Here is a 16,083-nt window from a genome sequence, read left to right on the forward strand (position 1 = left end):
AGTAAAGATATAGGACTAGTATTTTACATTGAGGTATATGACCATGTTAGTAGGACTACGGATTCTCCTTATTATTACCATTATGGGGGGATTAATTGCATTTTTAGGCGATAAAATCGGCACTAAAGTAGGGAAACGGAGGATGAGTTTGTTTGGGTTGCGTCCTAAACATACATCTATTATTGTGACTATTGTAACGGGGATATTCATTTCTGCTGCTACGATAGGCGTGTTGAGTATTGCTTCAAACAATGTACGGACCGCTTTATTTGGTATGGATAAATTGAAAGCTGAAATGGCGCAACTTTCAGCAGATATAGATCAAAAAACGAAGGCATTACAACAAAGTAATGATGAATTGAATCAAAAAAATAAACAATTGCAAAAGGTACAAAGTGATGTACAAGCAACGGAGCAAGAGTTAGAAGAAACTCGCAGCGCTTTATCTAGCATGGGAGACCAATTAGTATCGATTCAAGATGCCTATGCAGAAGCGGAACAAAAACTTGTTAACTCAAATGCAGAAGTAGGACGGTTAGAACAGGTACGTACACAATTGGAAAGCCATGTACAAGATCTACAATTAACTACGAAACAATTAGAAGATGGTATCAATCATGTGCGTGAAGGGAACGTGGTATTCCGTAATGGAGAAGTTTTATCTCAAGCTGTGATTCGACCTGGCTTAGGAGAAGTAGAAAGCATGGCTGCTTTAACAAGCTTCTTGAAAGACACGAATCGTCTTATTTTAAATCGATTCCAAATGGAAGAAGAAAAGACAGTCATTTATGTGAGCCGGGATAACTTAAATGAAGTAGCAAAAGTAGTAGCCTCTACGGATAAACCATTGATGATTCGCGTTACTGCTTCAGCAAATATTATTTATGGAGAACCGGCGCTAGCAGAAATTCATGCATATCCTCATGATATGGTTTTCAAAAAAGATACAGTCCTTTGGTCATCTCTGATAGATGGTGGTAAAAGTGCGCAAGACCAAGTGTTGGCATTTTTAAAAGAAGTCAATGGGGAAGCGAAAAAACACGGTATATTACCAGATCCTATTACAGGTGAAGTCGGTTCTTTACCGGGAAATGAGTTATTTATTACTATTCGTAAAATAGAAAATCAACGTGGCCCCGTACGATTAGAGGCAGTCACAAGAGAAGATACTTTCACTAGTGGACCTGTACAAATTATGTTACGCGTCATTCCAGTGAATCAGTGAGGAGTGGACTATGGTATTGGAACCCTACGTATTGGCAGTTGATCCAGGGCGTGATAAAACAGGCGTTGCCATTCTAACAAAAACAGCTCAATTAGTGATGATGGATATTGTGTCTACTGCATCAGTTCAAAAGGAATTAGAAACTTTGCTGGCTATGTATCCAACAATAACCTATATGGTTTGTGGTAATGGAACGAATCACAAAGTGGTGGGATCCATAGTTAAAACACTTGCAATATCACAAGAAAGAGCATTTGCATTCATGAATGAAAAGCATACCACAGAAGAGGCAAGGCGCCGTTATTTTGAGGTGCATCCACCGACAGGGTGGAAAAAATTAGTGCCTAAAGGCATGTTATATCCTCCAGTTCCGGTCGATGATATTACGGCATGGATTATTGGAGAACGTTGGTTATTAGTTAATGAGGAGTGAGTATCCAAAGGATGAAAGAACATAAAAGCAGAAAACGAAAGATAATCGATATGGTTATGCGATACTTTATGATGATTATTGGAGCGGCCATTTATACCTATGGACTAGATGTATTTTTAGTGCCAAATCACCTTATCGATGGTGGCGTTGTAGGTATTGCCTTGATGGCTAGTAAGTTATCTGGTATATCATTTAGTGTGCTTGTGATGTTAATTAATCTACCATTTTTATATGTAGGGTATATGCAAATTGGTAAAAGTTTTACCATATCAACCCTATTTGCTATAGCGTGTATTTCCGTATTTTCTGCTTTCATGCATCAAGTACCTCCTATTGTACATGATCCCTTGTTGGCCTCAGTCTTCGGCGGTATTATTCTGGGGCTTGGAGTAGGTATTATTATACGAAATGGTGGGTCCTTAGATGGCTCTGAAATTGTAGCTATCATTTTTGATAAAAAGAGTTCCTTTTCCGTAGGTGAAATCGTTATGTTCCTGAACTTCTTTATTTTAGGAGCAGCGGGATTTGTATATGATTGGAATAGTGCCATGTATTCCTTGATTGCCTATTTTGTAGCTTACAAAATGATGGACCTAGTTATTACTGGGGTGGAAGAATCTAAAGGAGTTATGGTCATTACTGATAAATCGGAAGAAGTCGCTGATGTAGTGATGCATCGCTTAGGTCGTGGTGTTACTTTATTGTACGGTGAAGGGGCCTATACTAAGACTCCAAAGCGTATTATTTATTGTGTTGTGACGCGATTGGAATTAACAAAATTGAAAGATATTATTTACGAAGTGGATGAGAATGCTTTTATCACCATCAATGATGTACATGATGTATTTGGTGGTCAATTTGGTAAAAAATCAATTCATTAATAGATAATTGTAAGATACGTATCATTGCGTATCCTTAGAATAGGAGGGTCTATGGAAAAAGATACAGCCATAGGAAGTCAAATTTTGAAAGAAGTTCGTGAGTGGTTACAAGCCATTGTTGTAGCTCTTATTGTAGCCATGTTAACGCATATCTTTATTGTGCAGCCCACGAGAGTGTCCGGCGAATCCATGGAGGATACTTTACATAATGGGGATTTCCTATTAATTAGTAAATGGTCTCATGTAATGCGAGATGTACCAAACTATGAAGATATCGTTATCATTGATAGTCGCGTGCAACGAGAGCGTTCTTGGAAAGATGATGTGATGGAACCTTTGATGAATTACGCCAGTGTGGTAGTACCATCTTTGCAAGGTCATGATGTATGGGTAAAACGAGTAATTGGTCGCCCTGGTGATACATTAGAATTTAAAGAAGGACATGTTTGGAGAAATGGTACCAAGCTAAATGAGCCGTATACTAAAAAAGAGACTATGAAGTTTGAACGCTCCTTACCAATTACTGTTCCCGAAGGACATGTATTTGTCATGGGAGACAATCGTAATCATTCTTCAGATAGTCGGTTCATCGGATTCGTACCAGTGGACCATGTACTTGGCAAACTAGCGTATCATATACGTAATCCATTCTAACAATAATACAATACAATCATTAGGAATCCTGTGCTTTGGCATGGGATTTCCATATATCCTAAGAAAGGTGGAGAGACAGATGGGTGAAGGTTTAATCTTAGTCAATACAGGAGATGGAAAAGGCAAGACAACAGCAGCTTTAGGTGTAGCACTACGCTCAGCTGGATGTGGCAGAAGGGTACTTATTTTACAATTTATCAAAAGTGGTGCTAATTATGGTGAATTAGCAGGCATTGCATTACTACCAACTGTAGAGATTCGATCCATGGGAAAAGGGTTCATCTTTCATAAGCAAGATGAATCAGAAGAAAAAATGAAGGAACATCAACAAGCAGCAAAAGAAGCGTGGGCTATGGTGGAAACAGAAGTGAAGTCTGGTCAATGGGATTTGATTATCCTTGATGAAATCAATTATGCTATTCATTATGGCTTAGTAGATGTAGAGACAGTAGTGAATTTACTCAAAACAAAACCAGAGAACTTAGACATGATTTTAACAGGTCGAAATGCACGCCCAGAGATTATTGAATTGGCGCATACGGTAACGGAAATGAAAGTTATCAAACATGCCTATCAACAAGGGATTAAAGCAAAGCGTGGCATAGAATTTTAACTTTGGTAATCTAAGTGTATGATTGACTACTGGATGTTGCATAAAATAAAAGGGGTATGCAAAAACCACATCGAAAATCTTAAAAATAGTTCTTGCGTAAGTGAAGAAAAACAAGTACAATAATAGTGTACTAATTTAGTGCTTTACATGGAAAGGTTTCCATGTTTGGATATGATATTAATTCAAGGGGGTTATACCTATGGCTATCACAAATTATGTAAAAACAGCTGAATTTGCAACAGAAAAACACGTTCCAGTAATCACAGCACCTGACACTGTTAAAGTTGGCGAACGCGTTGTAATCGAATTAGAAGTGGGTAAAGAAATTGCTCATCCTAACACTGTAGAACATCATATTTCTTGGATCAAATTGTACTATGTAGAAGAAGGTACACAACTTCCTTACGAAGTAGCTCGTCTTGAGTTCAATGTACATGGTGAAGCTCCTACAGGTGCTAACGAAGGTCCTGTACATGCGGAAGCAGCAGGTGTTGTTACTGCATCTTTCAAAAAATCTGGTCGTTTGATTGCAACTTCTTACTGCAACATCCACGGCTTATGGGAATCTGAAAAAGATATCGTAGTAGAAGGCTAATTTTGGATTAGACATCTAACTGAATTGATTATGATAAGGACTGTTACCCCTAGTAAGGGATGACAGTCCTTTATTATTACGTATAGAATTTGTATAGGCATAGACTGTTGTATAATATAGTAAAAATATATATAGAAATATCTACCTTAAAAAGACAAATGTATGATAAAAATAGTAAAATATTACAAAAATCCTTTACTTTAGTAGCGTAGTATGGTAGATTAATATAGATATTATTTTATACTTTGTATCTTATAAATGAGGGATTGCAGTGGCATTAATTGTGAAAAAATTTGGTGGTAGCTCTGTAGCGACACCTGAAAAAATATTTAACATTGTAAATCGCGTGTTGCGCGACAAACAACCAGATGATCGTGTTGTGGTTGTTGTTTCAGCTATGGGCGATACAACAGATGACTTGGTGAGCTTGGCGAAAGAAGTCACATCTATGCCGTATGGCCGTGAAATGGACCGTCTTTTGTCCACCGGTGAGCAAGTGACGATTGCATTGATGGCATTAGCATTCCAAGCAAAAGGTCATGCAGCGGTGTCTATGACAGGTGAGCAAGCTGGGATTGCGACTAGCGATACCTTTGGTAAAGCACGTATTTTAGATATTGAACCGAAACGTGTGCTAGATGCTTTAGAAGCCGGTAACATTGTGGTTGTGGCGGGTTTCCAAGGCATGACGGAAGCTGGGGACATTACTACATTGGGTCGTGGCGGTTCTGATACAACAGCCGTAGCATTAGCAGGCGCTATGAAAGCCGATGTATGTGAAATCTTTACAGATGTAGATGGGGTATACTCCACAGATCCACGAGTGGCACCAGGAGCCGTGAAATTGAAAGAAATCACCTATGGTGAAATGCTAGAAATGGCCCGCTTAGGAGCAGGGGTTATGCAACCAAGAGCGGTCGAAATGGGACATCGGTATGGGGTGCCAATTCATGTACGATCTACTTTCAGTGATGAAGAAGGCACGATAATTCGAGAGGAGTATACAATGAAAGCAAATCAATACGCTATTACAGGCGTTGCAGATGATACAAATGTAGCAAAAGTAAGTCTTGTAGGTGTAGAAAATGTACCGGGTGTGGCGCATCAAGTATTCCAAGCGTTGGCAAATAAGAGCATTGATGTAGACATGATCGTACAAAGTATTCGCACTACAGATGACAAGCGCACGGATATCGTGTTTACCATTATACGTGATGATGTGAATTTAGCGAAGCAAGTACTTGAAGAGCTTGGTCAATCCATGTCTATCGAAGAATGTGTAATTAATGAAAATATGGCAAAAGTTTCCATCATCGGTGCTGGTATGTTGGGACAACCAGGTGTAGCAGCAAAAATGTTTGGTATTTTATCTGATGAAGGTGTGAATATCGAGATTATCAGTACATCTGAAATCAGTATTTCCTGCCTTATCGGAGAGGAACATATTAAAACAGCTGTACGAGCTATTCACGATAAATTAATTTTAGACGGCAGAGGTTAAGTAACAATTAGAAAAGAAGGTATAGGAATGAATGATAAGAAAAAGGAACGGTATATACAACTAGGGTTGTTAAGCGGATTAGTAGCACTGGGTCTTCTAGTGTACGTCCTTGTTCCAGGTTTCTATGATGATATGTGGGAATTAATCCTTTCTGGTGATGTACAACGCATGGCAGAGGTATTACAATCCTATGGGCCATGGGCCATGGTGATAAGCTTTGCTCTGGATGTGCTCATCAATGCATTGGGATTTTTACCATCCATCTTCTTTTCTACAGCCAATGGCTTGTTATTTGGTGTGGTGCCGGGGATTATTATTTCTTGGTTAGCAGAGACTGTAGGTGTGGTGCTTAGTTTTATGATTATGCGCTACATTTTGCGAGATACGGCACATAAGGTCATTGAAAAGAGCGAGTTTTTACTGAAAGTAGATGACTTTAGTGGTAAAAATGGTTTAGTTATGATGCTCTTTGCTAGATCTATTCCATATTTTCCAAGTGGAATCATCACAGCCTTAGGAGCCATTAGTCAAATCTCCTTACGGGATTACATCATTGCGAACTTGATTGGTAAGTTTCCATCTACCGCGCTAGAAGTGGTTGTGGGTCACGATACGGTGCTGTTACAAGATAATCTAGGACGATTGGCAGTAGTGGTGCTCGTTGCTACGGTTATCTATTTCCTGTTGTGGAAAGGATACCAACGGTGGGCTAAACAGCGGTAATATAAAATGATGCCTCCTTCTATTTGTAGGATTGGCGTATCTCACTGTTTGAGACAGTGAGGTATTTACTAGGACAATCTATGATCTTAATATACGAGTAAATATATAAAAAGGAACGTTGATACTGTTTGATCAACGTTCCTTTTTTCGGTCTTATGATACTTTGTTTAGTCGTTAGTATAACGTAATATAATCTATGTATGGTATCGTGCTTTAAAAGAAGGATAATAAAAAACTCAATTCTTAATGAATTGAGTTAAGTACCCACAGAGGGTGCCCCAAGGGCGATGAAAATAAATTCGTATTTGAACTTGTAGTGTGATTCTGTAAATGTCTCAACTCCTTGAGACACCTTTATTGTATACAGAAAAAGATATGGAGTCAAGGATTTTTTAGTAGTATAATGAAGTTAAATAATATATGGCAATATTCATTTTAAGGTATGGTAAAGAATACTTACAGTTGTATTGTGTGAGGCCGGTTATGTTGTATGGAAAAGGAGAAGTACAATGAGTGATTTTGACAAATACAAGGATCAGATTTGCACGCATAAAGGTTTCAAAAGAGGAAATTATTTTATTGGTTTCGATATTGGTACAAACTCTGTTGGTTGGGCTGTAACAAATGAGAAGTATGAGTTATTGAAATTTAAATCTCATAAAATGTGGGGATCTAGACTGTTTGCAGAGGCACAAACAGCTGTTGATACACGTATGAAACGGTCTGCTCGTCGTCGCCTGCAACGTCGAAAGTTTCGATTGATTTTACTAGAGTCTTTGTTTTCTAAAGAAATAAATGCTGTAGATGAAACATTTTTCATGCGTCTTCATGAATCAAAATACCATGTAGAAGATAAAACAAATCTAGTAAAATATACATTATTCATAGACAAGAATTACACAGATGTGGATTACTACAAGGAATTTCCAACCATCTATCATTTGCGCCATCATTTGATGACAGAAGGCACGAAAGATATTCGTTTGTTATTTTTGGCGATTCATCATATCTTAAAATATCGGGGAAACTTTTTGTATGGGAAAAAAGAATTTTCTGTAGATGGAGAGATTTATTCAGTTCTTAGATCTACTTTAGAAGAACTAGGTTTTGGAAGCTATGTGGAGGATGCAAGTGTGCTCCAGTCTATAGCCAATTTAGTGCTAGATAGAGGTATTGCACGAAGTGAAAAGGTAAAGCAGATAGAGCCGTTGATTGCACAAGGAAAAAAATTATCCAGTGTAGAAAAAAACAGGTTAAAAGCTTGGGCTTATCTCATCATGGGCTTGAAAGCTAATTTGGTCAATCTATTTACAGATGAGGATATAGAAGTAATACTTCCAGAAGAAAAAGAATTTAAGACTATTAATTTACATGAAGGTATCTATGAGGATGTACGGGATGCTTATGAAGATGCCTGGGGAGACCGATTTGTAATTGTTGATCAATGTAAGGTTTTACACGATATCATTGTGATTAGCTCTATTATAAAGCCTGGACAATCTTTGTCAGAGGCAAAAATAGAATCCTATGATCAACATAAAGATGATCTAGGGCTCTTAAAATCTGTGCTGAAAGAGGATAAAAAATTATATGATGACATGTTTGTTGTAGATATAGATAAAGGTACAAATTACGTTAAATATATTAAGCAAGGTGTGAATGGTAATACCTCTACAACACAAGAAGCGTTTTATAAGTATGTTAGAAAAGTACTCTCCGTATTACCAGAAACAGAACATACAAGGCGTATAGTGCAGAAACTAGAAGAAGGAACATTTTTACCACTTCAACGAATCAGTAAAAATGGAGTAGTACCTTATCAACTGCATAAAGAAGAATTAGTACGCATTCTAGAAAAAGCAAAGCTAAACTTCCCATTTTTAAATGAAGTAGAAGATGGATTGACGGTAGCGGATAAAATTATATCTATCTTAGAATTTAAAATCCCGTATTATGTGGGGCCATTGAATCCAACACACTCCATTGAAAATGGTGGTTTTGCTTGGGTTGTCCGTAAAGAAGCAGGACAAGTATTGCCATGGAACTTTGAACAAAAAGTTGACGTCCAAGCATCGGCGGTTAAATTCATTGAAAACTTAACTAACAAATGTACCTATTTAATCGACCAAGATGTGTTACCTAAATATTCCTTGCTCTATGCGGAGTTTTCGTTGCTGAATGAATTGAACAATATTCGTGTCAACGATAAACCATTACCTGCAGATGTGAAACAAGCATTTATCCGAGACCATTTTATATCCTTGCAAGATAGTAAAACAGCTACGAAAAAAGTGGTGGCAAAATATTTAGTAGATAATAACTATGTGTCACAACCGCCTATCATCACAGGCATGGACCAACAGATTGCTACGAAGTTAACATCCCACAGAGACATGACTCGTATCCTAGGGGAACATTTTGACTATGCCATGGCAGAAGATATCATTCGATATATCACTATCTTTGGTGAAAGTAAAGATATGTTGCGACAAGTGTTGAAAAACTATTATGGAGATCGTCTTACTACAGAACAAATTAAAAAATTAGGGAAACTTACCTATACAGGTTGGGGTAGATTGTCTAAAAAATTCTTGTCCGATATTTGGGGTATGAAAAAGAATGATGACGATGCAGAAGCAGGTACTATCATTGAGCATATGCGTGAGGGGCAGGAAAATTTGATGCAACTATTGAGCTCTTCTTATTCTTTCATTGATGTGGTCCAAGAATATGTGACAAACGTATTGGGGGCGAAAGAAAAGACAGCATTTGAAATGTTAGAAGATTTATCCTTATCGCCGATGGTAAAACGTAGCGTATGGCAAACATTGCGCATCCTTGATGAGATCGTATCTATACGTAAAGAACTACCAAAGAAAATATTTGTAGAAGTAGCTCGCACAAATAAAGCGGATAAAAAACGGACTCAGTCTAGAAAAGCACTGTTGGAAGAGTTATATAAACAAATTAAAGATGAAGATGTACATGTTTTGCAACAAGAATTGGAATCTAAAGAAGATTCTGCTCTGAATAGTAAAAAGCTATACTTATACTTTATACAAATGGGACGTTGTATGTATTCTGGCCGTAGAATCGATATTCATGAATTGTTTACAGATAAGTATGATATCGACCATATATATCCGCGTAGCTTAACAAAGGATGACAGTTGGCATAATATTGTGTTAGTGGAAAAACAATTAAATGCAGAGAAAACAGACCGGTTTCCCATTTTATCGGCTATTCAATCTAAGCAAAAAGGATTTTGGAAATTATTATGGGATAGGGGATTTATTTCCGAAAAGAAATATGATCGTTTAGTTCGTACAACAGACTTAACCGATGAGGAACTCAATCAGTTTATAAATCGTCAGATGGTATCTACGAATCAGTCTGTTAAGACGGTTACTACTTTATTACATCAACTGTATCCAGAGACAGAAGTAGTATTTTCTAAAGCAGAAAATGTATCTGATTTTAGACGTGATTATGGCTTTGTAAAAGTGCGCTCTATTAATCACCATCATCATGCAAAAGATGCATACCTAAATATCGTAGTAGGCAATGTGTATCATGAAAAGTTTACAAAAAACTTTTTATCCTTTGCTAAACAAAAAGGGACACATCGTACCTATAATTTAACAAAAATGTTTGAATATGAAATTAAATTAACAGAAGAATCTAAGAAGGTGATCTGGGATCCTAATATTCATATGGAAATAGTGAAAAAGATGATGAAAAGTAATGATGTACGTGTTACACAACGGGCGGTACCTCAAAAAGGTGGTCTATCTGATGAAACTATATATAAAAAAGGAATCGCTAAACGTGGTGTATATCTGCCATTGAAATCATCTGATGAACGTGTAAGAGATGTGGAAAAATATGGCGGAAGAACATCGATTACCATTTCTGAATATATTATTTTGAATATCAGGGATACTTCGGACCAAGATCGAATTGAAATATTTTCCTTACCACTTTATATAGCAGGTAAGAAAGATATTCATAAGGCAATAGAAGAGGCATATTTATCTACTTGTAAAAAACCTGCATCAGTGGTAGATATCCAAATACTATATCGAGGACTATATATTGGTAGTAAAGTAAATATTAATGGTTTTACTTATTATATGGGTGGTAAAACAGGATCTAATGTTTCTGTCGATAGTGCGGTTGATGTGGTAATGGATATAACATCGAGTGTATATATTAAATTGCTAGAAAAAGTAGCTATTAAAAAGATAGAAAACTCAAAAACATTCCGTATTGAGAATATAAAAACATCTTATAACCATAAAGAAGTTACAGTTAGTAAAGAACAAAATATTGCCTTATATCAAGAGTTGTTAAAAAAACTTGATACGCCTCTATTTTCTAAGATGAAAGGAAATAAATTAGAAGAGTTTCGAACAGTTGGCTTTGATACATTCATAGCATTATCTTTAGAGGACCAAGCTAGTGTGCTATTGGAAGTGTTGAATGTGTTAACGAACTTTAAAACAAAACGAGATATTACAAAAATTGGCATGACTAGTTCTCGTTCTACACTGGGGATTAATATATCTAATACGGAACAATTTAGCGTTATTACAACATCTATCACAGGCTTATATGAACAAGAAATTAAAATAAAATAGGAGACACTATGAGTTGGCGCACGGTAGTTATCACTAAGCAATCAAAACTTGATGAAGTGCTAGATACAACAGAAAGAGTGATAGTCCTGTGAAACTATTTTATCAGGATTCAACTATCGATATTGTTCATGAATTATTAGATCCAGATGTATTCGTAATTATGAATATAGATTTGTATTTAGACCTAGAGGAGGTGCAGTTGTTTTTTAGTACTATATTAGCGAAACAGCTATGTATTCTATGTATATCTTCAGGTTCATATGGGTTACAAGATATTGTTTGAGAGTAGTGTGATTCTGTAAATGCCTCAAACGCATCGCAATCAAAATTGGCGGTAGGGACGGTTTGAGAGTAGTGTGATTCTGTAAATGCCTCAAACTCATATAATCCAATTGTCACGCCAGAGCTAGTTTGAGAGTAGTGTGATTCTGTAAATGTCTCAAACATGATGAAAGGTAATGCTGGTGGATCCTTAGTTTGAGAGTAGTGTGATTCTGTAAATGTCTCAAACGAGGAAGAGTTGGCACGAGTTGGCATAGTTGTTTGAGAGTAGTATGATTCTGTAAATGTCTCAAACGCAGAGGTGCATATGGTACACCGTGTACATGTTTGAGAGTAGTGTGATTCTGTAAATGTCTCAAACAACAATGCATCCCTGTAGGCATCGCAAAAAGTTTGAGAGTAGTGTGATTCTGTAAATATTTTAAACTAAACTCTCTAGGGTATAGCCATACTCTTTACTTATAAGTAATTAAATGTTAATAATAACTATCAAATATTTTTCAAAAATATGATATACTATCAGTAGCTGATATATATTTCCAAAAGGTATCAACTAAATACATATAAAGTTTACGTGTTTTGCTATATAGTAAGCTTCTAAACTTTAGCTGAAAGTGTGGTTTGAGAGTAGTGTGATTCTGTAAATATCTCAATCTTTTAATTATGTGAGTAACCACATGTAACTTGTGCATGTATAAAGGTTAAATTAATAGTATGTTTATAGTATGAAGAATGCCAAACATGCTTTTTATGAAAATGATACGTTTGAATATTTGAGAGGCTAGATTAGACTGGGATTACACAGTCTAATCTTTTTTTTATAAACTTTCACGAACCATTATCAGTAAATTGTATTTCCCTCTCCACTCGTGTATAATAACAACTATAAAGATTTTTAAGGATAAAGAATTAAACAGGAGGCATGGAATGAATCGATTCCAAATGGAACTTGCTGGTCGCACGTTATCAATCGAAACTGGCGAGTTAGCAAAACAAGCAAGTGGTTCTGCATTAGTACAATATGGCGATACGGTTGTATTGGTTACAGCAACGGCATCTAAAGAGGCAAAAGATATTGACTTTTTCCCATTAACAGTAGATTACGAAGAAAAAATGTATGCTGTTGGTAGATTCCCAGGTGGTTTTATTAAACGTGAAGCACGTCCACCAGAGTCTGCTATTTTGAATAGCCGTTTGATTGACCGTCCAATCCGTCCTTTATTCGATAAGGGTAGCCGTAATGAAGTACATGTAGTAGCTACTGTATTATCTGTTGATCATGACCATGCACCTGAAATCTGTGCATTGATTGGTGCTTCTGCGGCATTATCTATTTCCGATATTCCATGGGCAGGTCCTATCGCTGGTGTGCGCATGGGTCTTGTAGATGGCAATATTGTGGTGAACCCAACTAAAGCACAATTAGAAGCAACTACATTAAATATGGTAGTAGCTGGTACGAAGGATGCGATCTTGATGGTAGAAGGGGAAGCGAATGAAATTCCTGAAGATATCATCTTAGAAGTGATCATGACGGCTCACGAAGAAATCAAAAACATCGTAGCTTTCCAAGAAACTATGGTATCTGAAATTGGACATGCGAAACGCACATTCCCAATTAAAGAAGTAGATCCAGTAGTGGCAGAAGCAGTTCGTGTCTATGCACATGACAAATTAGATGCAGCTGTACGCTGTGCTGATAAAGTGCAACGTGAAGAGCAACAACAAGCTGTATTTGAAGAAGTATTGGCTCATTTTGCGGAACAATTCCCAGAACAAGCAGGCGATATTTACGCTACATTAGAAAAAATGGTGAAAGAAATTGTACGTCATATGATTACGGTAGAAAAAATCCGTCCAGATGGCCGTCAATTAGATGAAGTTCGCCCTATTTCTTGTCGCGTTAACGCATTGCCACGTACGCATGGTTCTGGCTTGTTCACACGTGGTCAAACACAAGTATTAAACATTTGTACCTTGGCTCCATTGTCTGAAAAACAAACCATCGATGGCATTGGTTTAGATACAGAAAAACGATATATTCACCATTACAATTTCCCATCTTTCTCCGTAGGGGAAACTCGTTCCTCTCGTGGTCCTGGACGTCGTGAAATTGGTCATGGTGCGTTGGCTGAAAGAGCATTATTAGCAGTTCTTCCAACAGAAGCAGAATTCCCATATGCTATGCGTTTAGTATCTGAAGTATTAGAATCCAATGGTTCTAGCTCCATGGCCAGCGTATGTGGTTCCACTTTATCCTTGATGGATGCAGGGGTGCCTATTACAGCGCCAGTAGCTGGGGTAGCAATGGGTCTTGTAACACAAGATGAACATTATACAATCCTAACAGATATCCAAGGTATGGAAGATGCTTTAGGTGATATGGACTTTAAAGTAGCAGGTACTACAAAAGGTGTGACTGCCATCCAAATGGATATTAAAATTTCCGGTTTATCTCGTGAAATCTTAGAAGAAGCATTAGCGCAAGCTCACAAAGGTCGTATGCACATCATGGGTAAAATGATGGAAGCTATCCAAGCACCACGTGAAGAAATGTCTAAATGGGCTCCTCGCATCGTAACGATGAAAATTGATCCAGACAAAATCCGTGACGTTATCGGTACAGGTGGCAAAGTTATCCGTGGCATTATTGAAGAAACTGGTGCTAAAATTGACATCGAAGATGATGGCACTATCTCCATTGCTGCAGTAGAAGCAGAAGCGGCTGAAAAAGCAATCCAAATCATTACGAACTTGACAAAAGAAGTAGAAGCAGGCGAAGTGTACATGGGTAAAGTCACTCGTTTGATGAATTTTGGTGCTTTTGTAGAAGTATTGCCAGGTAAAGAAGGCTTAGTTCATATTTCTCAATTAGCAAGAGAACGTGTAGAAAAAGTAGAAGATGTAGTCAATGTAGGCGATGAAATTATGGTTAAAGTTATCGAAATCGATGACAAAGGTCGTATCAATTTGTCCCGCAAAGAGCTATTAAAATAATTGAGGTGCACTATGGATATTCGTGGATTTGAAGTAGTTTCTGCCTTTGAAGGACAAGGTATCAATTTACCGAAGCGTAAGACTTCTGAAAGTGCAGGCTATGATATTGAATGTGCAGAATCTGTTGTAGTAGGCCCTAAGGAAACAGTATTGATTCCTACAGGATTGAAAGCGTTCATGCATTATGATGAATATTTAGCGATCCACGTTCGCTCAAGCATGGCTATCAAACGAGGTTTGATGCTTACCAATAGTACAGGGATTATTGACTCTGATTACTATAACAATGAAGATAACGAAGGTCATATTATGATTGCTGTGTATAACATTACAGACGCTCCCGTTGCCTTAGAAAAAGGAGAACGAGTAGCACAAGGTATCTTCTCCAAATACTTACTGACTAATGATGACGATGCGCGCGGTATTCGTACTGGTGGTATTGGTAGCACAGGCAGTAAATAACAACATATACTAAGGAATGTAACCACATTTCTTTCACTAGAGAGTTTTAAGGCTTAGTCTTAGAACTCTCTAGTTTTTTGCATATCATTGAATTTCATTGTTGAAATGGAGTATAATATAGTTTGATATAGTCTATCCTAAGGAGGATGTACCGTGTTTACATATGCAAAGCAACAATGGGAATTAGGTAAAAGAATATATGGATACCATAGCTGGCGTGAAAAACGACGTATTTTTTTATTCACTGCCCGTTCCTATAAAAATAAATCTCAGTTGAAACAATTGGAAGCCTATTTTGAACACTATCATAGCTATCCAAATTTGTTACAAGATCAAGAGGGTATTTGGGAGATTATTAATCGTGTATTCTTCTACAAAGAATCTACAGCCCAAGAACGATTAACCTGTATTACACAACATTTTGATATGCTACCGAAATATGTGACAGACGATGCGATTCGATCCTTGTACAGTCCCTCTGAAAGCGGCATTCGATTATGGCATTCTGAAGAATTAGCTTTAGAGGCGACCTTACGTTTTATGACTGGTCAACGGAAAGAAGGCTTACTTAGTTTGCTCTTAACCTACGAAGGGGATGGAATTTATCATATCAACTTCCGATTAGGTGTGGATCCATCGGGACAACCATGTATTTGGGTTGGTACTATACAAGGATATAAAGAGGGCTTAGATAAGGCGAAGAAGCTAACGAAAACAATGCATGGCTATCGTCCTAAAAATTTTATGTTTTTTCTATTACGCCAATTAGCCACTTGCTTAGGTATTGAGACCTTGTATGCAGTGTCCGATGAAGGGTTCTATACGAATACGCATTTGATTCGTTTCAATCGTCATAAATTAGTGAAATTTGATGACTTTTGGGAAGAATTAGGCGGTCACGTATGGGAACAAGACTCTCGATTCTTTGTGATTCCTTTAGAAGAGGAACGGAAAACCTACGAAACAGCGAAAACACATAAACGAAATATGTATCGCAAACGCTATGAAATGTTAGATACTTTTATAGAAGAAGTTCAACAGCAAGGAAAGACCTTCTTGCGCAACCAATAGGAGGAT

General features: G+C 37.3%; 12 protein-coding genes and 1 CRISPR repeat array. All 12 genes read left to right on the forward strand.

What is annotated here, in order from left to right; genetic code table 11:
- The first annotated feature begins 43 nt into the window (after positions 1-43).
- The 12 genes from EO111_RS03625 to EO111_RS03680 all read left to right on the forward strand — a co-directional run bounded on the left by EO111_RS03625 (position 44) and on the right by EO111_RS03680 (position 16,077).
- A complete protein-coding gene (locus EO111_RS03625; RefSeq protein ID WP_009353051.1) occupies positions 44-1,225 on the forward strand; it encodes a DUF3084 domain-containing protein in 1,182 nt (393 codons plus the stop codon).
- Between the two features lie 10 nt (positions 1,226-1,235).
- Positions 1,236-1,658, forward strand: coding sequence for a hypothetical protein (locus tag EO111_RS03630; RefSeq protein WP_126940607.1), 423 nt, complete (start codon positions 1,236-1,238; stop codon positions 1,656-1,658).
- A gap of 11 nt (positions 1,659-1,669) precedes the next feature.
- Positions 1,670-2,539, forward strand: a complete 870-nt coding sequence (locus EO111_RS03635; RefSeq protein ID WP_126940605.1) for a YitT family protein — start codon at positions 1,670-1,672, stop codon at positions 2,537-2,539.
- A 51-nt stretch (positions 2,540-2,590) separates the two neighbouring features.
- Positions 2,591-3,193 carry a signal peptidase I gene (lepB, locus tag EO111_RS03640; protein ID WP_009353044.1) on the forward strand — a complete coding sequence of 201 codons (603 nt, stop codon included), beginning with the start codon at positions 2,591-2,593 and terminating at the stop codon, positions 3,191-3,193.
- A 79-nt stretch (positions 3,194-3,272) separates the two neighbouring features.
- Positions 3,273-3,806 carry a cob(I)yrinic acid a,c-diamide adenosyltransferase gene (cobO, locus tag EO111_RS03645; RefSeq protein WP_062401913.1) on the forward strand — a complete coding sequence of 178 codons (534 nt, stop codon included), beginning with the start codon at positions 3,273-3,275 and terminating at the stop codon, positions 3,804-3,806.
- A 199-nt stretch (positions 3,807-4,005) separates the two neighbouring features.
- Entirely contained in the window at positions 4,006-4,401 is a 396-nt protein-coding gene (locus EO111_RS03650; RefSeq protein WP_062401911.1) for a class II SORL domain-containing protein, read from the forward strand.
- A gap of 271 nt (positions 4,402-4,672) precedes the next feature.
- Positions 4,673-5,902: an aspartate kinase gene (locus EO111_RS03655; protein ID WP_127010765.1), complete on the forward strand. Its 1,230-nt coding sequence runs from the start codon at positions 4,673-4,675 to the stop codon at positions 5,900-5,902.
- A gap of 27 nt (positions 5,903-5,929) precedes the next feature.
- Complete coding sequence (locus tag EO111_RS03660) at positions 5,930-6,625, forward strand: TVP38/TMEM64 family protein (RefSeq protein ID WP_126940601.1); 696 nt, start codon at positions 5,930-5,932, stop codon at positions 6,623-6,625.
- A gap of 509 nt (positions 6,626-7,134) precedes the next feature.
- The gene (gene cas9, locus EO111_RS03665) at positions 7,135-11,265 is read left to right on the forward strand and encodes a type II CRISPR RNA-guided endonuclease Cas9 (RefSeq protein WP_127010766.1); all 4,131 of its coding nucleotides are present in this window, start codon (positions 7,135-7,137) and stop codon (positions 11,263-11,265) included.
- A gap of 277 nt (positions 11,266-11,542) precedes the next feature.
- A CRISPR array of direct repeats spans positions 11,543-11,966; the repeat unit is 28 nt; unit sequence GTTTGAGAGTAGTGTGATTCTGTAAATG.
- A gap of 508 nt (positions 11,967-12,474) precedes the next feature.
- Entirely contained in the window at positions 12,475-14,544 is a 2,070-nt protein-coding gene (locus EO111_RS03670; RefSeq protein ID WP_127010767.1) for a polyribonucleotide nucleotidyltransferase, read from the forward strand.
- Between the two features lie 12 nt (positions 14,545-14,556).
- Positions 14,557-15,006, forward strand: a complete 450-nt coding sequence (locus tag EO111_RS03675; RefSeq protein ID WP_009353037.1) for a deoxyuridine 5'-triphosphate nucleotidohydrolase — start codon at positions 14,557-14,559, stop codon at positions 15,004-15,006.
- Between the two features lie 153 nt (positions 15,007-15,159).
- Complete coding sequence (locus EO111_RS03680) at positions 15,160-16,077, forward strand: DUF535 family protein (protein ID WP_127010768.1); 918 nt, start codon at positions 15,160-15,162, stop codon at positions 16,075-16,077.
- Positions 16,078-16,083 lie beyond the last annotated feature (6 nt).

It is taken from the genome of Veillonella sp. CHU594 (assembly GCF_003992265.1).
Lineage (GTDB): Bacteria > Bacillota > Negativicutes > Veillonellales > Veillonellaceae > F0422.